Source organism: Gordonia sp. NPDC003504 (genome assembly GCF_053587995.1).
Genome location: NZ_JBSFPC010000001.1, coordinates 533649 through 554539, shown reverse-complemented (window position 1 = coordinate 554539; position 20891 = coordinate 533649). Strand labels below are relative to the sequence as shown.

15 protein-coding genes, 1 tRNA gene and 1 pseudogene are annotated in these 20891 nt (G+C 67.1%); 6 read left to right on the top strand and 11 right to left on the bottom strand.

Annotated features, from left to right (window positions below):
- The first annotated feature begins 102 nt into the window (after positions 1–102).
- Positions 103–903: an alpha/beta fold hydrolase gene (locus ACWDPV_RS02425; protein WP_449741621.1), complete on the top strand. Its 801-nt coding sequence runs from the start codon at positions 103–105 to the stop codon at positions 901–903.
- A gap of 44 nt (positions 904–947) precedes the next feature.
- Here the strand turns inward: ACWDPV_RS02425 and ACWDPV_RS02420 are convergent, their stop codons facing one another.
- Together ACWDPV_RS02420 and ACWDPV_RS02415 are read right to left on the bottom strand one after the other, a co-directional pair.
- Positions 948–2006: a hypothetical protein gene (locus ACWDPV_RS02420; protein WP_449741620.1), complete on the bottom strand. Its 1059-nt coding sequence runs from the start codon at positions 2004–2006 to the stop codon at positions 948–950.
- Positions 2007–2109: 103 nt separating this feature from the next.
- Complete coding sequence (locus ACWDPV_RS02415) at positions 2110–3012, bottom strand: A/G-specific adenine glycosylase (RefSeq protein ID WP_449741619.1); 903 nt, start codon at positions 3010–3012, stop codon at positions 2110–2112.
- Here ACWDPV_RS02415 and ACWDPV_RS02410 point away from each other — a divergent pair.
- Positions 3011–3688, top strand: a complete 678-nt coding sequence (locus tag ACWDPV_RS02410; RefSeq protein ID WP_348806624.1) for a carbonic anhydrase — start codon at positions 3011–3013, stop codon at positions 3686–3688. The two genes, ACWDPV_RS02415 and ACWDPV_RS02410, sit on opposite strands and share 2 nt — an antisense overlap.
- A 120-nt stretch (positions 3689–3808) precedes the next feature.
- Complete coding sequence (locus ACWDPV_RS02405; protein ID WP_449741618.1) at positions 3809–4579, top strand: hypothetical protein; 771 nt, start codon at positions 3809–3811, stop codon at positions 4577–4579.
- Positions 4580–4617: 38 nt separating this feature from the next.
- Here the strand turns inward: ACWDPV_RS02405 and disA are convergent, their stop codons facing one another.
- Complete coding sequence (disA, locus tag ACWDPV_RS02400; protein WP_348806626.1) at positions 4618–5730, bottom strand: DNA integrity scanning diadenylate cyclase DisA; 1113 nt, start codon at positions 5728–5730, stop codon at positions 4618–4620.
- A 110-nt stretch (positions 5731–5840) separates the two neighbouring features.
- Between disA and ACWDPV_RS02395 the strand changes: the two genes are divergently transcribed.
- Positions 5841–6392, top strand: a complete 552-nt coding sequence (locus ACWDPV_RS02395) for a PaaI family thioesterase (RefSeq protein WP_449741883.1) — start codon at positions 5841–5843, stop codon at positions 6390–6392.
- A gap of 22 nt (positions 6393–6414) precedes the next feature.
- Here the strand turns inward: ACWDPV_RS02395 and ACWDPV_RS02390 are convergent, their stop codons facing one another.
- The 5 genes from ACWDPV_RS02390 to ACWDPV_RS02370 form a co-directional block, all read right to left on the bottom strand.
- The gene (locus ACWDPV_RS02390) at positions 6415–7407 is read right to left on the bottom strand and encodes an alpha/beta hydrolase-fold protein (protein WP_449741617.1); all 993 of its coding nucleotides are present in this window, start codon (positions 7405–7407) and stop codon (positions 6415–6417) included.
- 146 nt (positions 7408–7553) lie between these two features.
- Positions 7554–8948 carry a DNA repair protein RadA gene (radA, locus tag ACWDPV_RS02385; RefSeq protein ID WP_449741616.1) on the bottom strand — a complete coding sequence of 465 codons (1395 nt, stop codon included), beginning with the start codon at positions 8946–8948 and terminating at the stop codon, positions 7554–7556.
- 76 nt (positions 8949–9024) lie between these two features.
- A complete protein-coding gene (selB, locus tag ACWDPV_RS02380; RefSeq protein ID WP_449741615.1) occupies positions 9025–10833 on the bottom strand; it encodes a selenocysteine-specific translation elongation factor in 1809 nt (602 codons plus the stop codon).
- Positions 10833–12164, bottom strand: coding sequence for an L-seryl-tRNA(Sec) selenium transferase (selA, locus tag ACWDPV_RS02375; protein ID WP_449741614.1), 1332 nt, complete (start codon positions 12162–12164; stop codon positions 10833–10835). The genes selB and selA overlap by 1 nt, the downstream gene beginning before the upstream one ends.
- 16 nt (positions 12165–12180) lie before the next feature.
- Positions 12181–12276 (bottom strand) — tRNA-Sec (locus ACWDPV_RS02370).
- Between the two features lie 912 nt (positions 12277–13188).
- On the opposite strand from ACWDPV_RS02370, the gene selD reads away from it, so the two are divergent.
- Together selD and ACWDPV_RS02360 are read left to right on the top strand one after the other, a co-directional pair.
- Positions 13189–14187 (top strand): selenide, water dikinase SelD, encoded by a 999-nt coding sequence (selD, locus tag ACWDPV_RS02365; RefSeq protein ID WP_449741613.1) that lies wholly within the window; start codon positions 13189–13191, stop codon positions 14185–14187.
- A 72-nt stretch (positions 14188–14259) separates the two neighbouring features.
- Positions 14260–15189: pseudogene (locus tag ACWDPV_RS02360) on the top strand (GGDEF domain-containing protein); the annotation flags it as partial.
- Positions 15190–15391: 202 nt separating this feature from the next.
- Here the strand turns inward: ACWDPV_RS02360 and nrfD are convergent.
- The 3 genes from nrfD to fdh are packed head-to-tail and all read right to left on the bottom strand — an operon-like array spanning position 15392 to position 20777.
- A complete protein-coding gene (gene nrfD / locus ACWDPV_RS02355; protein WP_449741612.1) occupies positions 15392–16495 on the bottom strand; it encodes an NrfD/PsrC family molybdoenzyme membrane anchor subunit in 1104 nt (367 codons plus the stop codon).
- Position 16496: 1 nt separating this feature from the next.
- The gene (locus ACWDPV_RS02350; protein ID WP_449741611.1) at positions 16497–17495 is read right to left on the bottom strand and encodes a 4Fe-4S dicluster domain-containing protein; all 999 of its coding nucleotides are present in this window, start codon (positions 17493–17495) and stop codon (positions 16497–16499) included.
- On the bottom strand, positions 17496–20777 hold the full coding sequence (fdh, locus tag ACWDPV_RS02345; RefSeq protein ID WP_449741610.1) for a formate dehydrogenase: 3282 nt from the start codon (positions 20775–20777) through the stop codon (positions 17496–17498).
- Positions 20778–20891: the final 114 nt, after the last annotated feature.

Sequence of the window (20891 nt, the reverse complement as noted above, 5' to 3'; positions counted from 1 at the left end):
GTCGAGTAGGGCCTTGGGGCGCGGTTGTCGCTGCCGGAGCCGCCACCAGGGCCCGGAGTGGCGCTGCGGAGCAGGTGTGGACCGCCCGGGTAACCTCGGTGCGTGCCGATTCCCGCCGCCGACCTGGGCTTACTCGATCATGGTGGGCCCGGCGTGGACGATCCGGACGTGGGCGTCGGTCCCATCGTCCTGGTGCACGGCCTGATGGGCCGCGGCCGCACCTGGCGCCGTCAGATCCCTTGGCTGCGCCGGCACGGCCGGGTGTTCACCTTCGACGCCGCATTTCATACCGGCCGTGATGCCTCGGCCGATCCAGACATCTCCACCGAACGTTTCGTCGCCGATCTCGCTGAGATCCTCACCTGGATCGACCTCGGACCGGCCGTGGTCATCGGGCATTCGATGGGCGGCCTGCACGGCTGGTGCACCGCCGCCGCCTACCCCGAACTGATCTCTGCGCTCGTCATCGAGGACATGGCGCCGGACTTCCGCGGCCGCACCACCGCCAATTGGACACCGTGGTTTCAGTCGTGGCCCGAGCGATTCGACGACGAACGGAATGCGGTTGCACTGTTCGGCCCGGTCGCCGGACGCTACTTCTACGACGCCTTCGACGATGGCCGGTTGCACGGCGACCTCGACGTGTGGGCGGCCATCGCGGAGGAGTGGGGACAGCGAGAGTTCTGGGGCCAGTGGCGCGCCGTCGGCGTGCCGACGCTGCTGATCGAAGCCGGGAACGGCGTCACCCCACCGGGACAGATGCGAAAGATGGCCTCGGTCAACGACTCCGCGACCCACATCGCCGCTGTGGGAGCCGGGCACCTGGTGCACGACGACGCCCCCGACTTCTACCGCGGTGCGGTCGAGGCATTCCTGTCGGGATTGCCGTTCACGCGGGGGTAGCGACGGGGGCGTCGTGTGTTCTCGGTCGTTCTCGGGGTGGGTGACTACTGCGGGGCGGGTGCCACGTAGCCGCCGGACAGGCGCCGGTAGCAGTGGGCGTAGAAGAGCTGACCCAACGGCCAGGTCACAATCAGGCCGACGTAGCACAAGATCGTGCCGACATAGGACAGCACGTAGGACACGACCAGTGTCAGAAGCGAATTCGATACCGACGACCGTGCCAACTGGCTGGACGCCTTCATCGCCTCGGTGACCGACAGTTTCTTGTCGATGACGAAGAAGATCGAGAACTGCAGCAGGAAGATCGCGATCAGACCCGGGATGACGCACAGCACCAACCCGACCGCGGTGATCAGACCGACGAGTATGGCGGTCCCGATGACCACGCCGAGACGTTCCGGCTTGAGGAAGGTTCCCACGGTCACCGGCTGGCCGTCGGCAACCCGGAGCGCACCGGTGATCATCCCGGCAGAGAGATAGATGATCGCCACGAAAACGATCAGATACAGCAGAATGCCCGCGATGACACCGCCGGCACCGATTCCGGTCGTCGTCGCCTCGTAGCTGTAGCCGTAATCACCGGAGACCGAGGTCGTTGTTGTCGTCCCGAAGATAGCCAAGATGGCGAAGTACAGGCCCGCGCCGATACCGCCGATCAGGAACAACAGCAGACCCGGCACGATCATCGGACCGGGATTGGCCTTGAACTGCGCCCACGCCCAGCTCAGTGCCTCACCGATGTTCACCTGTTGCGGCGGACCGGCAACCGGTGCGCCGGGCGCGCCGGGTTGCCCATACCCCGGCGCGGGCTGACCGTACGACGGCGGCTGCCCGCCGCTGGGTGGCTGGCCGTAGCCGCCCGCCTGCTGACCGTATGACGGGGGCTGCTGACCCGACGGTGGCTGGCCATAACTCGGTGGCTGCTGCCCGTAACTCGGCGGTTGCTGCCCATAGGACGGCGGCTGCTGCCCGTATCCGGGGGGCTGCTGACCGGGCGCCCCGTATTGGGTCTGTCCGTACGGATCGGGACTGGCGGGCGGTGGAGTCTGCCCGGGCGTCTGCGGCTTGTTGAAGTCGGGACCCTGATTGGGCGGTTCTGTCATGCGACGAAGCTAGCAATACCGGCACCGTAAGAGAAGAGTTTCCACGCTGATGTCATCGGTGGGTATACAGGCCGACCGACCGGCGGCGCCGTCATCGGTCAAGTCATCCGGCGTCACCGTCGCCGGCCAGGCAGTATCGTCCGTCGCGGGTCAGTTCCACCAGTCCGTCGGTCAGCAGGGAATCCAGGGCGCGGTCACGCTGGCCGCCGTCGGTGGTCCAGACCGCGTCCAGGCGTGGTCGTTCAACCGGAATCGTGCTGTCGCGCAACACATCCAGCAACAACCCCCGCACCTGTCGGTCGGTCCCGGCGAACTTCTGGACTCGTTTCTTCGGACCGGTGTGGGCGGGACGGCCGAGCCCGACCCAGGTGCACGCGGTCACCGGGCAGGCATCGCAGCGGGGATTGCGGGCGGTGCACACCAGCGCGCCGAGTTCCATCAACGCGGCCGAGTAACGGGGCGCGTTACGCGCATACGAGCCGTCGGCGGCGCGCGGAAGCAGCGCTTCGGCGTCGGCGAGATCGCGCTTGGACGCGTTGCCCGGTTCGGCGCGGCCATGCACCGCGCGTGCGATCACCCGCCGCACGTTGGTGTCGACGACCGGCACGGACTGTCCGTAGGCGAAGCAGGCGACGGCCCGCGCGGTGTAGTCGCCGATGCCGGGCAGGGTGAGCATCGTCGACACGTCGTCGGGAACACGGTCGTCGTGATCGGTGGCGAGCACCTTGGCGCATTCGTGCAGACGCAGCGCGCGGCGCGGATAGCCGAGTTTGCCCCAAGCCCGCAGCACGTCGGCGGGACTCGACGCGGCCATCGCCGACGGTGTCGGCCAACGCTGCACCCACTCGGTCCACGGGCCGACGACCCGCGACACCGGGGTCTGCTGCAGCATGATCTCGCTGATCAGGATCTGCCAGCCGGACAGTCCTGTCGCGCGCCACGGCAGATCACGTTCATTGCGGTCGAACCAACTCAAAACCGCCGACGGTGGCAGACTAGTCCCCATGATCGGACTGACCCCCAAACGCGCATGGCAGGTTCTGCTCGAGGGCAACAGGCGTTTTGTCGCCGGCGAATCGCAACATCCCAGTCAGGGTATCGAGGACCGGCATCGCCTCGTCGCCGGCCAGCATCCGCACGTCGTGCTCTTCGGTTGCGCCGATTCCCGCCTGGCCGCCGAGATCATCTTCGATCAGGGGCTCGGCGACATGTTCGTGGTGCGCACCGCCGGTCACGTCCTCGACTCGGCCGTGCTCGGCTCGCTGGAGTACGCCGCCGAGGTCCTCGAGGTACCGCTGATCGTGATCCTCGGCCACGACAGCTGTGGTGCCGTCAAGGCCACCCTCGACGCCCTCGATGAACTGCAGATACCGGGTGGATACATCCGCGACGTCGTCGAACGCGTCACCCCCAGCATCCTGGCCGGCCGCAGCGAGGGACTGACCCGCGTCGACGAGTTCGAGGCCCGCCACGTCGTGGAGACCGGGCAGCTGCTGATGCAGCGCAGCCGCATCATCGCCGACCGCGTGGCCGCCGGAAAACTCGCCATCGTGGGCCTGACCTACGCACTGAGCGAGGGGGCCGTGCAGCTGCGCGGCGTGTACGGCGACATCGGGTCGGCCGACGTGGTAGTCCCGACCGTGGTCAAGCCGGCCGCTCTCCCCGAGGCCGAATCCGCCTGAGGCCTGACCGGCTCAGACCTGCATAGGCGTTGGGCCCGATACCTCACACGTCACACAAATTCATGCGACACGCCGCGCGTGGTCGCCGGGACCTGTCCGAATCGCCGTTAGCGTTGTGGCGTGATCGAACCGCAGGGCCCGCTCCCACCAGAAATCTATTGGCGACGACGCATTGTCGCCGGTGGAGTGCTGGTTGCCATCGTGGCCCTGGTGATCGGGCTGGTCGTGTGGACGCAGAGCGGCGGAAGTGACGACACCTCCAACACCGCTGCCACCGGAACCCCGTCGTCGACGACACCGTCGACGGCCACCACCAACGAATCCGTCGACCCGTCGCAGGCACCGTCCGGTGGTGGGGTCGGGGGCGGTGGCGGAGGTGGTGACGCCGGTGCTGCCGGTGCCTCGGAGAGCAGCGCGGCGCCATCCGGCGAGGCCGCCCCGTCGACGCCCGGTGCCACCCCGGTCGCCGGAGAGGCGGGCGTCCCGCTGTGCCCGGACAACAGCATCGCGGTGGTCCTCTACACCGACAAATCGACCTACACCACCAACAGCCAGCCGGTCTTCACCCTGGTCACCACCAACGCCGGCCTCAGTGCCTGCACACGTGACGTCGGCAAGGCCGCGCAGAACGTCGTCGTCCGCACCCTCGACGGAACCCGGACGCTGTGGTCGGCGCGCGACTGCTCGCCGATCAACACCGTCAACAACGTGGTCCTGCAGCCGCAGCAGCAGGTCAAGGACACCATCACCTGGTCCGGCACCACCAGTACCTCCGGCTGCAAGACGCCGCGCGAGCCGGTTCCCGCCGGTTCGTATCAGGCGATCGGCAAGATCGGTGAACGCGAATCCGAGCCGGTGACCTTCAACTTCGTGGCGCCGGCGACGCCGTAACACCGTCCGGTCGTCACAGGGTCTGGTCGTAATAGCGTCTAGTCGTACCGCTCGATACTCGACTCGGCCAGCCGCGACAATCCCTCGCGGATGTGGCGGGCCCAGATGCTGCCGATCCCCTCGACCGCCTGCAGGTCCGCCGCCGACGACGCCAGCAGTGCCTGCAGGGTGCCGAAACTGCGCACCAGGCGGTCCACGTGGGCGAACTGCAACCGTGAGATGCGGGCGAGCATGCGGTAACCGCGCGGACTCATCGCGGTGTCCTGTGCCTCGATGGTCGTGGGGTAACCGAACGCGCCGGCGAGCAGGGTGAGATCGAGGAGATCGGCGTCCGACAACGCCTCGATGGTCTCGAGGGTGCTGTGTACCTCTTCGGTGGTCGCGGGTTCGGGGCTGGCGTAGTAGTCGCGGACCAGCAATTCGCGGACGGCGTCGTTCTCCGCGATCAGTTCCTCGAGTTGCAGGCTCACCTGGCGGCCGTTGACGCCGAGTTCGAGGACATACTCCTCGATTTCCACGCCGACGCGCCGCACCATCTCCATCCGCTGGGCCGTCGACATGGCGTCGCGCAGCAGCACGTAATCCTCGATCTCGGCACGTCCGAGCGCGGAGATCACCTCGTCGAGGCGGGCCTTGTAGCGCTCGAGGGTCGACAGGGCCACGTTGGCGCGCGACAGGATCGGGTCCGGGCTCTCCACCACCCGCCGCACACCGTCAGCGTAGACACTGACAATCGACATCGACGCACTCACCGAGATGACCGGATGACCGGTCTGGATGGCGGTGCGTTCGGCCGCGCGGTGCCGGGTCCCGGACTCCTCGGTGGGGATCGACGGGTCGGGCACCAGCTGCACGTTGGCACGCACGATGTGCTTGCCGTCGGTGGACAGGACCACCGCACCGTCCATCTTGGCCAGCTCCCGCAGGCGGGTCGGCGCGAACTCGACGTCGAGGTGAAAGCCGCCGTCGCAGATGCGTTCCACGTCGGAGTCGTGACCGAGCACGATCAGGGCGCCCGTGCCGCCGCGCAGGATGCGTTCGAGACCATCGCGCAGGCCGGTGCCGGGGGCCACGCGGGCCAGCGTCGCCTTCAACAGTTCCGATCGTCCGCCGTCGGGGCGGCCGTGATCCGACCTGACTCCGTCGACCATGCTGGTGCATCCTCTCGATCATGCGGATCCACCCGTGACACTGCGAGTGGTGACATGGCCTAGGGTAACGCTGCGTGAGCACCCCATCCGGACCGGCGCCTGCGCGCGGCATGGCGATACCCGACGATCTCGAACCGATGCAGCGGCATCCGAAGGCTGCCGGGCCGGACCAACCCATCCGGATGCACAATCCGATGTGTCTCGGCTGCGGCGAGGACGCCCCGCGCGGTCTGCATCTGGTGGTGCGGGCCGGACCCGCGGATGTCGCAGACGGTTTCTCGGTCGAAACCGAGATGTTGGTCGAGCCGTGGATGGAAGGCGGTCCCGGCGTCATCCACGGCGGCATCCTGTCCACCGCCTTCGACGAGGTGATGGGAACCGCTCCGCTGCTCGTCGGGCCGTCGGCGGTCACCGTGCACCTCGAGGTCGACTTCATCGCGCCGATAACGATCGGCTCGACCCTGCACCTGAGTGCCCGCCTGCTCGGCCGGCAGCGCCGCAAGGTCTATGTTGCGGCCAGCGCACATCTCGGTGATCCGGATTCTGTTGTGGCGATCGGGCATTCGATCTTCGTGACCATCAATCCCCGGGAGCATTTCGCCGACCACCTGGACAACAGTCAGATGGCCGACGAATACCGACAGCGTCTGTCCCGTCCCTGACGGACGCCGCCGGTGATCGTCATCAGCCGTTCTTGAACCATCCGGCGCGTTCGATGTTCCAGATGCCCTGCTGCCAATAGCCCCAGGCATGGGTGCCGGTGATCGGGAAGTCGGTACGCAGGTTGACCCCGAATGCGGGAGCGAGGAGCGCGAACGAACGGCTCTGCTCGCCGGCGACGGCCTCGATCGCCGTCGAGTTGAAACCGGTGAACAGGAAGCCGGCATTGTTGGCGCCGGCCGGCTGATGATCACCCCAGATGCCGGTACCCGCATACACCCACAGGTGGAGTCCACTCATCCACGGCAGATTCTCGATGGGGGACTTGTTGAAGGCCTGCAAGTTCGGGAACCAGCCCCACATATCGTTGAGGTTGTACCGACCGGCGTCCCACGCGGCCAGACGCATCATCGTCTGCATGCCGGTGGCGACGATGTTCATGAATCCCGACATCGACACGACCCGCGAATACAGGTCACGTCGCTGGTTACCGATCATCACCGCCTGGCTCGCCGACATCGACAGGCCGACCAGAGTGCGGTTGTGGAAGGCGTGCTTGTCCAGGAACTGGGGAAGGCTGTTCTTCAGAACCGATTCCCAGCGGTACGGGTTGACCTGACCGGCGCTGGTGCTCGGGGCATTCCAGTCGGCATAGAACGACGACTGCCCTCCGATCGGCATGACGACGTTGTAGCCGTGCTGCGACAGATACGCGACGTTGGTCTCGCGTTCCCAACCATTGTAGTCATTCGTGGCGCGCAGGCCGTCGAGGAAGATGACGGTCGGGGCGTTGGCCGGCGCGGTGGTCTGCGACGGCCAGGCACGCACCCACACCGGGTCGTCCATGCCATAGTTGTTGATCTTCTCGTTGATGAAGCCCTTCACCTTCGCCGCGGGTGGCCCCCAGGCGGTGGCGGTGGCCGCACCTGCCAGCAACGCGGCGACGGTGAGGATGGTGGCGATCACCGTGAACATCAGACGACGCACGCCCATGACGTGGCCAGACTTCGACAACATGCGACTCATTCCCGGCGAAGTGATGAAGCCGAGTACCCCGGCCCCCGACGCCGATACCCTACGCCACCTGTTGCCGGATCGTTACCCGTGCGAAGCGTGCATTCGGCACCAATCGGTCTCGCCGTGCGCCGGATCACAGGAGCCGCTCAGAACGGCGCCTCCACAACCTGCAGGGTCGACGCGGTGAATGCCTTCCCGGTGGCCTCCGCCAGGTTGGCGACGCGGGTGATGCGAATTCCCTTCGGCAGTTTCTCGTCGGTGCCGGACGGGATGAGGACGTGTCCGAATCCGAGGCGTTTGGCCTCGGCGACCCGGCGCGCGACCGCCGACACGCGCCGCACCTCACCGGCCAGGCCGACCTCACCGATGACCGCGGTGCTCCGCGGGATCGCCTTGTTCTGCAGGGCGGAGAACAGGGCGAGCGCGATCGCCAGATCCGCGGCGGGTTCGGTCACCCGCATCCCGCCGACGGTGGACACGTAGGCCTCGCTCTTGCCGATCGCCTCGATCCTCATCCGGCTCTGCAGGACCGCGAGGACCATCGCCACACGCGGTGAATCGAGCCCCGACACGGCGCGACGTGGGGTGGCCATCGTGGTCGGGGTGGTCAACGCCTGGATCTCACCGGCGAGGGCCCGTTTGCCGTCCATGGTGATCAACGTCGCCGAACCGCTCACGTCGGCGGCGTGATGGTGGACGAAGATACCGGACGGGTCGGTGACCTGATGGATGCCGTCGTCGCGTTGTTCGAAGCAGCCGACCTCGTCGGCCGCGCCGAACCGGTTCTTGATGCCACGCACCATCCGCAATGACGAGTGCCGATCACCCTCGAAGGACAGCACCACGTCGACGAGATGCTCGAGCGACCGCGGGCCGGCGACGGCGCCGTCCTTGGTGACGTGCCCGACGAGAATGACCGCGATGCCGCGGTTCTTGGCCAACGACACCAGCGCGGTGGTGACCGCGCGGATCTGGGTGACCCCGCCGGTCACCCCGTCGGCCCCGGCGGCGACGACCGTCTGCACCGAGTCGACGATCATCAGTGACGGATTGACCGCATCGACATGTCCGAGAATCGTGGCGAGATCGGACTCGGCTGCAAGATAGATGTTCTCGTGTACGGCGTCAGTGCGTTCGGCGCGCATCCGGACCTGACCCGCGGATTCCTCACCGGTGATGTAGAGCGCGCGCCGATCGGATTGCGCCCAGTGCTTGACCGTCTCGAGCAGCAATGTCGACTTGCCGACACCGGGCTCACCGGCCAGCAGGATCACCGAGCCCGGCACCACCCCGCGACCCAGGACGCGATCGAACTCGCCGATACCGGTGGGGACGGCCGACGACGAAGACGCGTTGACCGCGGTGATCGGGACGGCCGGGCTGGTCGGGGTGATGGTGGCCGTCGTGGCGCCGGCCGAGGACGCGATGGTGGTGACCTCGTTGAGGGCGCCCCAGGCGTGGCATTCGGGGCACCGCCCGAGCCACTTGGGCGCCTGATAGCCGCACTCATTGCACCGGAAAACCGACTTGGATTTTGCCACGGAGATCAGACTACGGTCGACCTCCGACAAGTCGGCTCAGGCGCGGTGGCGGCTGTGGACCGAGGTCAGCCCGCCGTCAGCGGATCACCTCGCGGTGGCCGGCGTCGATGCGGCGCGTCCAGCCGCGGGCGTCGAGGTGCTCGAGTAGCGGGATGACGACCCGCCGTGTGGTGTGCAGGGCACGGCGGGCGGCGCTGGTGGTGAACGGCTGCTCGAGAGTGGCCAGGGTGCGCATCGCCAGCGCCGGCGCCGTGGGGGCTAGGACGACGCCGGCGCCGAGGCGCAGTAGTCGTCGGGCGCGTTCGGCGGCGGCGAGTTCCCGGTCGCCGAGGCCGAGTGCGGTGAGGTCGTCGGCTTCGGGTGCGGCGAACGGGTCGGCGGTCAGTCGCCGTTCCAGTGCGGCGACAGCGTCCTCGGCCGGTCCGAGGTCAGTGGTGCGTTCCCGGGTCGCGAGGTGCCCGTTCTGGTGATCGACACCGGACCGGGCGATCACCGCGTCGACGAGTGCGGTGTCGTCGGGGATGTCGAGGAGTGTGGGGACCGAGGCGCGGGACAGGCCGGGGGTCAGCGGGTCGTCGCGGTGGGTCGCGTCGACGGCGAGGCGCAGGCGATGTGCCCAGTCGTCGAGTGCGGTGGTGTCGACCCACCATTCGCCGATGGCACGCACCGTTTCCGGTGGCGGATCGTCTGGCGTGTCGTCGGTGCCGATGAGCCCGAGACGGCGGAGGTGATCGACCCGGACGACGCCCCGTCGGGACACCTCGGCTTCTACGCTGGGGACCGACTGCATGGATGCCAATTGGGTTGCACGCCTGACGCCGTCGCCGCGGCGGCGCAGTTCCGGCGGATCGGCGTCGAGGATGCGTGCCCCGCCGACGATCCGGGTTCCGGGATCGCGCAACACCATTCGGTCACCGACGATCAGAGGGAGCGCATGGTCGAGATACAGCCGGGCGTGGTCGGCGCCGAATGGCCGGAGGCGGGCCGGTTGCGCGGAGGTGCCGATGTGGACTACGAGATGTTCTGGAACACTGCTGAAGTCGTCACCGCTGACCCGTGTGATGTCAACAATGGCGGTGTGTCGCCAGGAGTCGGGGGTGAGCAACACATCGCCGCGTGCGACGTCGCCGGTGTGGACGCCACGCAGGTTGACCGCGGTTCGACGGGTCGGGCCGATCTCGTTGCGTGGGTGCCCCTCGCTCTGCAGTCCGCGGACGGTGACGGTCCGGGTTCGGTTGGCGGCTGTGGACAGTTCGAGGCGGTCACCGGTGTGAATGGTTCCGGCGGAAAGGGTTCCGGTGACGACGGTTCCGGAACCGCCGATCGTGAACGACCGATCGACCCAGAGTCTGGTGGGTGCCGACGGTGACGGTGACGGGCCTTCGGCGAGAACGGTGTCGAGTGCGGCACGCAGCTCGTGCAAACCTCTCGCGGTTGCCGCCGAGGTGATCACCACGGGTGCGGAGGCCAGTCCGGTCGAGGACAATCCGGTCAGGGTGTCGGTGATGGTCTGGGTGATCCGATCGTCGGGGGCGAGGTCGGACCGGGTGATGACGATGACGCCCTGGTCGATCCCGAGCGCGGCGACCGCGTCCCGGTGATCCTCGGATTGGGCCTGCCAACCCTGATCGGCGGCGACGACGAACATCACGACGGGTGCGGCACCGAGTCCGGCCAGCATGTTGCCGAGGAATCGCTGATGGCCGGGTACGTCGACGAATGCCACGTCGGCGCCGGAAGGCAATGTGGTCCAGGCGAATCCGAGGTCGATGGTGAGGCCGCGTCGACGTTCCTCCTCCCAGCGGTCGGGTTCCATCCCGGTGAGGGCGTGAACCAGGCGACTCTTGCCGTGATCGACATGTCCGGCGGTCGCGACGACGAACACTATGAACCGGGGGTGGGTGTGACGCTGGACGGGGATGCGGTGGCGGCGCGGAGTGCGGTCAGGACGATGTCGTCATCGGCTTCCGGAATGCATCGGAGGTCGATGAGACTTGCGCCGTCGTGGACGCGGGGGAGTACCGCGGGTTCGCCGCTGCGCAGGCGCGCGGCGGCTGACTCTGGAAGTTGAAGTGCCCAGCCCGGCAACGGAACTCCGGGCGCACCGCCACCTCCGACGCGGCCATCGTGGGGGACGACCGGTACGTTCAGTTCGGCGGCCAGTCGTTCGGTGCGGGCACGTAGGCGCGCCGGGTCGGCGTGCAGGTAGGCGGCGACCGGTGGGGTTGCGCCGATGAGGGTGGCCTCCAGCGCCGCGAGGGTGAGCTTGTCGGTTCGTACCGCCCGGGCGAGCGGATGTCGGGACAGTCGGGTGATCAGCTCCGCGTCGCCGAGCATGATCCCGGCTTGTGGTCCGCCGAGAAGCTTGTCACCACTGGCGATCACGAGGTCGGCGCCCGCGTTGAGCGCCGTCGTCGCGTCCGGCTCGTCGGGCAGCATCCCGTCGGGTTGCAGGAGTCCGCTGCCCAGATCGACGACGAGAGGGATGCCGCGTTCGGTGCACAGTCCGCGGAGTTCGGTGAGTCCGACCTCGCTGGTGAACCCGTGGACCCGAAAGTTGCTGGGGTGCACCTTCAGTACGCATCCGGTGTCGGGGCCGATGGCGTCGGCGTAGTCCCGCAGGTGGGTGCGGTTGGTGGTGCCGATCTCGCGGAGGCGGGCACCTGTGGACATCATGAGGTCGGTGAGCCGGAATCCGGCGCCGATCTCGATCATCTCGCCGCGACTGATCACCACTTCGCGGCCGATGGCCAATGCGGTGGTGGTCAGCAGGAGCGCGGCGGCGCCGTTGTTGACGACGAGGGCGTCACCCGCGGCCGGACACGCGTCGAGAAGTGCCTGGCGGGTGGCGGTGCCGCGTCGTGACCGGGTGCCGGTGTTCAGATCCAACTCCACGTCGACGTATCCGCCGGCGGCGACCACCGCGGCGAGGGCTGCCGGTGACAATGGCGCCCGGCCGAGGTTCGTGTGCACGATGACACCGGTGGCGTTCAGGACGGGTCGAAGACTGTGCGGGAGTCGGACCGCCAGATTGTGGGATACCACCTCCGCCACGTCGGTGGGGGCGATCTCGCCTCGTCGGGCAGCGTCCTGTGCGTCGCGGATGACGTCTCGGATGACGTTGTCACCCAGACATTTCCGGGCATCGACGACACTCGGTTCGGCCAGCAGCTGATCGGTGCGTGGGATCTGCCGACGCGGATCTGCAGGCGTCACCGAACCTCCTTGGTCGTGGCGGAGGCGGACGGGAATCGAACCCGCCAGACCGAGATACTCGACCTCACCGGTTTTGAAGACCGGGGGGACCACCAGGAACCCTGACGCCTCCATGCCGTAACCAACTTAGGCCATTGTGCCGGTGAGGTCGATCCGTTGGGTTGGGGTCGTGGCGTAGACAGCACGTCGATCGCGGTCCTGAGTTTCTCTCCGAGTACGGCGTGCAGGCCGCCGGCGACGGTGAGGCGTCCGTGGTCGGAATCGCGGAGGTCCAGGGTGTTGATGGAGCGGTCTTCGCCGGTGGGTAGTCCGTCGGTGTCGTCGGCTTGCTGGTTGCCTCGGTTTTTGGCGTAGTCACGGATGTCGGCGGGGGTGGAGCGGGCAGTGGCGTGTCCGAGCAGGGCGATGCTGTGTGCGTCGCGTTCTTCGGCGGTGACGGGTTGTCCGGATCGTTTCTCGATGTGTGTCAGTCCTCTCACGATGGCGTCGGCGTGTGCGCCGAGAGTGTGCCCAACGAGGTGTGGCGGTGCACAGGAGTTCCTACAGCTCACGTTCCCCCGATGTCATCCACCGCAGTACGCCGGGTTTGCGGTCGTAGCAAGGGACAGTATTCTCCAAATCCGTTGCTGTGCATAATATGTGGTCTGTGGATAACGTGGTGTCGACGGGACTTCTTGTCGGCGGGGCGCGGCATGGACTGCTCTCTTGTCGGAAGGTGGTGTAGTGGTGGGGGTTTCAGTGTCATATTCGAGGTCCCGACCTCGACAAGCTCGGCCCGGCGGACCGACCCTCCGCTTGCGCTCCGGGTCGGCTCGACCGGCGGGATGGGACCGACTCGACCGTAATATGTGCGCTGTCAACGGAATAGAGAGCGGTGTCGGTGGGGATGAGAGCGCTGTCAGTGACGAGGAGAGCGCTGTCAACGGAATAGAGAGCGCTGTCAGTGAAGGGGAGGGCGCTGTCGTTGGGATGGTGGGCGTGAATCGGCGGTGCAACAGAGTTCGCGGCGCCTACCATCGGAGGCATGAGTGCCATCGATGACCCGCGGACCTTGCGACTGACCGGATTTGCCCACGGCGGGGGATGCGCGTGCAAGATTCCGCCGGGCGAGCTCGAGCAAGCGGTCGCGGGGTTGACCGGGCAGAGCGGGGACAACATCCTCGTCGGACTCGACGACGGTGATGATGCCGCGGCCGTGCGGGTGCGTGATGACCTCGCGGTTCTGTCCACCGCCGATTTCTTCACGCCCGTAGTCGACGATGCGTATACCTGGGGTGCGATCGCGGCGGCCAATGCCCTGTCCGACATCTACGCCATGGGTGGGCAGCCCGTCGTGGCGATCAATCTCGTCGGCTGGCCACGCGATGTCCTGCCCATGGAACTGATGACCGAGGTGTTGCGAGGCGGACTCGATGTCGCGGGCCGTGCCGGATGTCCGGTGATCGGTGGCCACAGCATCGATGACCCCGAACCCAAGTACGGGATGGCCGTCACCGGGACCGCCCGCCCGGACCGGTTGATCCGTAACGACGCGGCGGTCGCCGGACTGCCCATCACACTCACCAAACCGATCGGGGTCGGCCTCCTCAACAACCGGCACAAGCAGACCGGCGAGACCTTCGGTGCCGCGGTCGAGGTGATGACCACACTCAACGGCCCGGCGTCGGAGGCCGCCCTGGCCGCCGGGATCCGAGCCGGCACCGACGTCACCGGCTTCGGATTGCTCGGACACCTCCACAAGCTCGCCCGCGCCTCGGGTGTGGGCGCGATCATCGAGCGTCAGGCGGTGCCCGCCGTCGACGGTGCCCTCGACGCACTCCACGAGGGATTCGTCTCCGGCGGCACCCGACGCAACCTCGACTGGGTCCGCCCCCACCTGCACGCCGGCGCCGGTATCGACGAGCAGGATCTCCTGTTTCTCGCCGACGCCCAGACCTCCGGTGGGCTCCTCCTGGTCGGGGAGGTGCCGGGCTATCCGGTGATCGGCGAGATCGTCGAGGCGCCCGGCATCGTCGTCCGATAGACACCCGGCGACCTGATAGCAGATTCGCTATACTCCCAGCAGCAATTCACGTGGGCGTAGAGGGGGACTTTGATGCCCAACAGTGTGTCGGGTCTTGCTGCGTGGTTCTTTCGTCGGGGCGAAGTGGAGTGGGGGGCTCCGTTCTTCGCCCGTCGGGGAAAGTCGACCATGAAGCGCGTGGTCTTGTCGATCGGCGCCGCGACGCTGGCACTGACATCGACGACGGCGGCGCTTTCGCCGCCGAACGAGTTCAGTGCACCAGTGCGCGCGGCAATGGTCGTCAGCGCGGTCGCGGCAGTCCTCTACGCACTCCGGATGTGGACCTCGCCGTTACCCGGCAGCGGTGGCGCAACGGTGGCCGCACTGGCGAGCACCGCGGGTATCTCGGCGGCCTGCCTCGATCATCCCTCCGCCGCGATAGGTCTGGCCGGAACCGCGCTGTTCTTCCTGATCAGCGTCTTCATCGCCTTCTACTGCAATCCCATGACCCACCTCGTGCATGCATTGGTTGCTGCCACGGTGATCGCGATCCTCACCGTGCGACTGGCCGATGGCGGTGCCGAACAGGTCGCCTTGGCGATCTCCAAGGGCGCCGGGCCGATGGTTCTGGTCCTGATAATCTTCCCGGTCTGCCACTACATCCTCTCGCTGCTCGGCTCCGATGCCCTGGTGGCTCATGACGATCCGCTGACTCGACTGGCGAATCGTCGGGGGCTCACCACATTTGCCAGAGCATCCGCCAAGCCCGGCCGCCACATGACCGCCGTTCTCGTCGACATCGACGACTTCAAGTTGATCAACGACACCTACGGTCACGCCGTCGGCGACACGGTGCTGGTGCAGGTCGCCAATCGCATCGCCGATCTCGCCGCAAAACTGAAGTCGCAGAACCGCAACGTCATCAGCGCGCGCACCGGCGGCGAGGAATTCGTCATGATCATCGACGCCGACCTCGCCTCGGCATGCGCCGCCGCATCCGACCTCTGCGCGGTGATCGCCGACCACATCTCACCCCCCGGTCACCGTCAGCATCGGCGTGAGCGTCACCACCGTCACCGAATGCTGGGATCTGGAGGAGCTGATCAGGACGGCAGACCGGGCCATGTATCGCGCAAAGATGCAGGGCGGCAATCAGGTTGCCGCAGCCGACGACCCGCCCGCCTCCGTCGAGGGCCGAATCCCGGTGTGGGTGTTGCCCCGAGATTCAGTACCCGGTGGTGATGGAGTCGTCGACGATCCCGGAGGCACGACGGGCGGCGAGACGCCGCTTCTGCGGGATGATGGTGTACCGGGGATCCTTGGCGGACTCGATACCGGCGTGAAAGACCCCGAACCGGGTACACGCCGACGCCGCCAGCAGCGTCACGCCCGACGCCGCGGACAGAATGCGTGAGCGGCCCGACACCACCGCGCCGATCCCGCCGACGACGGCGAGACGCTCGGCCCAGCGCATCAATGTGCCCGGCGTCCCGTGGTGCAACGGCTCGGCGGCAACGGGATCCATCCGCGACTCCATGATGCGGGTGGCCGCCACATCGCCGGCGGCACCGAGTGCTGCGAGGACACGTGCGGGTGCGGCCTCGCCGAGCGGTGTGGTCACCATCGCCAAACCGCTCGCGGCGAGACTCGCCGAGCTGACGAAGACGAACGGCAGGTCGCGGTGCATCGCATTCCACGTCGGTGTCGCCGTGTCGCCGAGCAGCACCGCCGTGTACACCGCGAGGAACGGCCCGACGCCACCCGCGGCCAACCCGGCCGGAGCTTCGACGGTTCGCAGCACAGATCGTAACGGCCCCAACGGGAGTCGTTCTCCGGTGAGTCGATCGATGTCGGCCACCGCGGCCACGCCGAGTGCACCGGAGAAGGCAGACAGAATCCATGACCCCACACTCATCGGTGAGGTGACCTTGAAGGTGCGCAACATGTTGTAGAAGCGATCGGGGCGGCCCAGATCGGCGACGAGAGCGACCGCGCCCACGCCGACCGCCGCCAGACCACCCAATCGTGTGTTGCGCCGCAACGTGTCTCGTCCGGTCAGCTGGGCACCCGCGGCGAGGACACCGGAACCGCCGGCGACTCCGCCGAGGAAGAGATAGAGCGCGATCTCGTCACCCCAGGGTGGTGGCTTGACCACCGGGTGGCCGTAATAGCCGGCGCCGGTCAGCTTTTTGACCTCGACGTCGGGAACCATGGACATCTCGGCGCTGCCATCGGCACGGCCGGAGCGGCGGAGGGCGCCGATTCGTTTGCCGCGGCGCCTCTTTCGCGACGGTTCGGGCGGCCGGGTGGCGTCGTAGTCGGAGGTCATGTCACCGTCGACCGGTCAGGAACGAGATGGCCGCTGCCGCAAGCATTCCGGCCGCGGCGACTCCGGCGCGACGGTACATGCTCGGCAGGTCGGCGGTACATACCCGAGGGTCCGGTGGCAGGCCGTACACCTCGGGTTCGTCGAGCAGCAGGAATACCGAACCGGTCCCGCCGACACCGTCGTTCTCGTTGGCGCCGTACAGCCGTGCCTCGGTCATCCCCTGGGCGTGCAACTGTGCGACGCGCTCGTGGGCGTTCTCGACGAGATCGTCGTGATCGCCGAACTTGATCGACGTGGTCGGGCAGGTCTTGGCGCAGGCCGGGGTCTCGTCGTCGACGAGGCGGTCGTAACAGAGCGTGCACTTCTGTGCCACACCACGTCTGGGCACCTCGGGTTGTTCACCCTTGCGTTCACCCTGCCGGGTGGTGGGGGCGGCGGTGCCGTCGGCCCGTCGCTCCACCACCCCGAACGGGCAACCCGCCACGCAGGTGCCGCATCCGTTACACACGTCGTGCTGCACCACCACCGTGCCGAACTCGGTACGGAACAGCGCCCCGGTCGGACAGACGTCCAAACATCCCGCGTGCGTGCAGTGTTTGCACACATCCGACGACATCAGCCACCGGAACTCGGGGGTGTCGGGAGTGACGGCCGCGAGTGCCTCGGGTGGATCCGGCGCCATCGGAGGAGGCATCGGCATCCCGAGATCGGTGAGCTGCCTGCCGGATTCACGGGCGGTCTCGATGCGTTCGCGATCCTGCTCGATGAATGCGACATGCCGCCAGGTGCTCGCACCCAGGGCGACGGTGTTGTCGTAGGACATGCCGGTCAGCTCGAGGTCGCCGTCGCGGGGATTGCGGTTCCACTCCTTGCAGGCCACCTCACATGCCTTGCAGCCGATGCAGATCGACGTGTCGGTGAAGAATCCCTTGCGGGGACGCTCGCGATCGCCCCAATGCGCGTCGGCACTCGGATCGGTGGGTCCGGACAGCTGCCCCATCTACTCCTCCTCCCGCTCGGTGAGCCGGACGTTGTCGGTCTCGACCGTCGTCCCCGAACGACGCTGATACTCCGCCACCAGATCCAGCAGTGCCTGCCCACGTGGCCGCCGACCGGCGACCACATCGCAGGAACCCACCTTGGATTCCTGGATCTGGACGTTGGGATCCAGTGTGACACCGATCAGATCGTTGGCGGCGTCACCGCTGACCACGGCGTCCGAGCCCACCCCCCAGTGATAGGGCAGGCCCACCTGGTGGACGTCGCGGCCGTTGATCCGCAGCGGGGTGAGCCGGTCGGTCACCAGCACCCGCGCCTCGATGGCCGCACGCGGCGAGATGATGGTCGCCCATCCCTCGTTCACCAGTCCGCGTTCGGCGGCGAGTTCCGGTGACACCTCGCAGAACATCTCCGGCTGCAACTCCGCCAGGAACGGCGACCAGCGGCTCATCCCACCCGCGGTGTGATGTTCGGTGAGCCGGTAGGTGGTGAACACGAACGGATACACCTCGCTGCCCGGGGAGCCGGCGCTCGGTGCGTCCAGATTGTCGGTGCGCGCGAAGATCACCCGGGCGGGCGCCTGCTGCTGCGGATACAACGCGTTGGCCACCGGTGATTCCTGCGGCTCGTAGTGCGCCGGCAACGGGCCGTCGACCAGACCCTTCGGCGCGAAGAGCCATGCCTTGCCGTCGGATTGCATGATGAACGGATCGACACCGGAGAGTCCCTCGGCGCCACCGAGTTCCGGGTCGGGTCGGGTATCGGGAGCCTTGTCGACCGGGAAGTCCGGGACGTCGTCGCCGACCCAGCGACGCGCTTGCGCATCCCACCAGAGGTAGCGTTTGCGTTCACTCCACGGTTTGCCGTCGGGATCGGCCGATGCCCGGTTGTAGAGGATGCGCCGATCTGCCGGCCACACCCAGCCCCACTCGTGCTGGCTCACCGAATTCCCGCCCTGCGGAACCCGTCTCGCGGCCTGATTGCTGGCGTGCGCGTACACGCCGGTGTAGATCCAGCAGCCACCGGCCGTGGTCCCGTCGGCACGCATCTGGGTGTAGGAGGTGAGATTGTCGCCCTGCTCCGGCCCAGAAGTGAAGTAGCCGTTGATCTCCGAGAGCACCGACTCCGGTTCGGGATTGCCGTGCTCGTCGAGCGGATAGTCCCACGTCATGTCCAGTAGCGGGCGGTCGCGTTCGTCGGTGGAGTCGGCGAGTCGTTCCCGAATCCTCTTGCCCAACTCGTAAAAGAAGTCCAGTTCGCTCTGTGCCTGCCCGGGCGGTGCCACCGCCTGATGGCGCCACTGCACCATGCGCTGGGTCTGGGTGAACGACCCGGCCTTCTCGACGTGCGTGGCCGCGGGCATGAAGAACACCTCGGTGCCGATGTCGGTGGAACGCAGTTCACCCGAATCGATCTCGGGGCCCTCCTTCCACCAGGTCGCCGACTCGATCATGTTGAGGTCGCGGACCACCAGCCACTTCAGCTTGGACATGGCGAGGCGTTGTTGCCGTCCGTTGGCCGACCCGACCGCCGGATTCTGGCCCAGCACGAAGTACCCCTCGACCGTGCCGTCGAGCATGGCGACCGTCGTCTGGTACGTCCCGGCCGGCCCGTTCAGCCGCGGCAGATAGTCGAAGGCCCAATCGTTCTCGGCGGTCGCGGCATCTCCGAACCACGCCTTGAGCAGGCTCACCATATACGCGTCGGCGTAGGCCCAGTAGCCCTTCTGATGCGGTGACCCGACGGCGTCGAGGTAGTCACCGAAGCTGTCGTGCTTGCCGACCGACGGCATCGGCAGATACCCCGGCAGCAGATTGAACAATGTCGGGATGTCGGTGGAACCCTGGATGCTGGCATGCCCGCGCAACGCCATGATGCCGCTGCCCGGCCGTCCGACGTTGCCCATCAGCAACTGCAGAATCGCTGCGGTGCGGATGAATTGGGCGCCCAGCGTGTGCTGCGTCCAGCCGGTCGCATACCCGAAACAGGTGGTGCGTTCACGTCCCGAGTTGTCCGCGATCGACTCGGCGAGATAGGTGAACTCCTCGATGGAGATGCCGCACATGTCGCGCACCATCTCCGGTGTGTAGCGGGCGAAATGGCGCGAAAGGATCTGGAACACCGACCGCGGATGGGTGAGCGTCTCGTCCCGATAGATGCCCGACGGATCGAGGGCGGGACCACCCGAACCGTGCGACTCACCCACGCCGCGTTCACCTTCGGTGGGTGCGGAGCGGTCCCGGCCGGAACCGGCGTCGTCACCGCCCTCGGCACGGTCATACGCCCACGTCGACGGGTCATAGCTGCCGGACTCGGGATCGAAACCGGAGAACAGACCGTCGAGATCCTCGGTGTCGCGGAACTCCGGAGACACCAGCGTCGCCGCATTCGTATACGCGACAACGTAATCCCGGAAGTACCGCTCGTGGGTGATCATGTAGTTGATCAGGCCACCGAGCAACACCACATCAGAGCCGACGCGGATCGAGATGTGCTTGTCGGCGTTGGCCGAGGTCCGGGTGAACCGCGGGTCGACGTGAATGACGCGCGCTCCCCGCGAGCGTGCCTCCACCACCCACTGGAATCCGACCGGATGTGCCTCGGCCATGTTGCCGCCGATGAGCACGATGCAGTCCGAATTGGCCATGTCCTGCAGTGATTGCGTGGCGCCGCCGCGTCCAAATGAGGCTCCCAAACTGGGAACAGTGGCGGAGTGTCATATACGCGCCTGATTCTCGATCTGGACGGCACCTGCCGCGGTGAAGAGCTTCTTGATCAGATAGTTCTCTTCGTTGTCCAGTGTCGCGCCGCCCAGCGAGGCAATTCCCATGGTGCGCCGCAGGATTCGGCCCTGATCGTCGACGTCCTGCCAGGTCCGGCGTCGTGACTCGACGAACCGGTCGGCGATCATGTCGATCGCGGTGTCCAGATCGAGGTCGGTCCACTCGGTGGCATACGGCGCGCGGTAACGGATCTTCTTCTGCCGCAACGGGTTGTTGACCAGCTGCTCGCTCGACGCACCCTTCGGGCACAGTCGACCGCGCGAGATCGGGGAGTCGGGATCACCCTCGATCTGGGTGACGCGCCCGTCCTTGACGTAGACCTTCTGCCCGCAGCCGACGGCACAGAACGGGCAGACAGTCTGCACCACGGCGTCGGCCGTCGCGGTCCGCGGCACCACCGCGCGGGTACGCGCCGACTGCACGGCCGGACCACGGCCGAACGTGTCGCCGGAGCGCAATTGCCGGAAGACCGGCCACTCCAGGGGGCTGAAGGAGGGCACGAGGCGAGTCTAGCCCGGCGGCCGTCGTCACGGCCGGTGGTGCCCCCAAAAGATGGGGCATGTGCCCGGATCGGGAACTCTCTAGCGTTCGTGGTGACACGGACAGACCCGTGT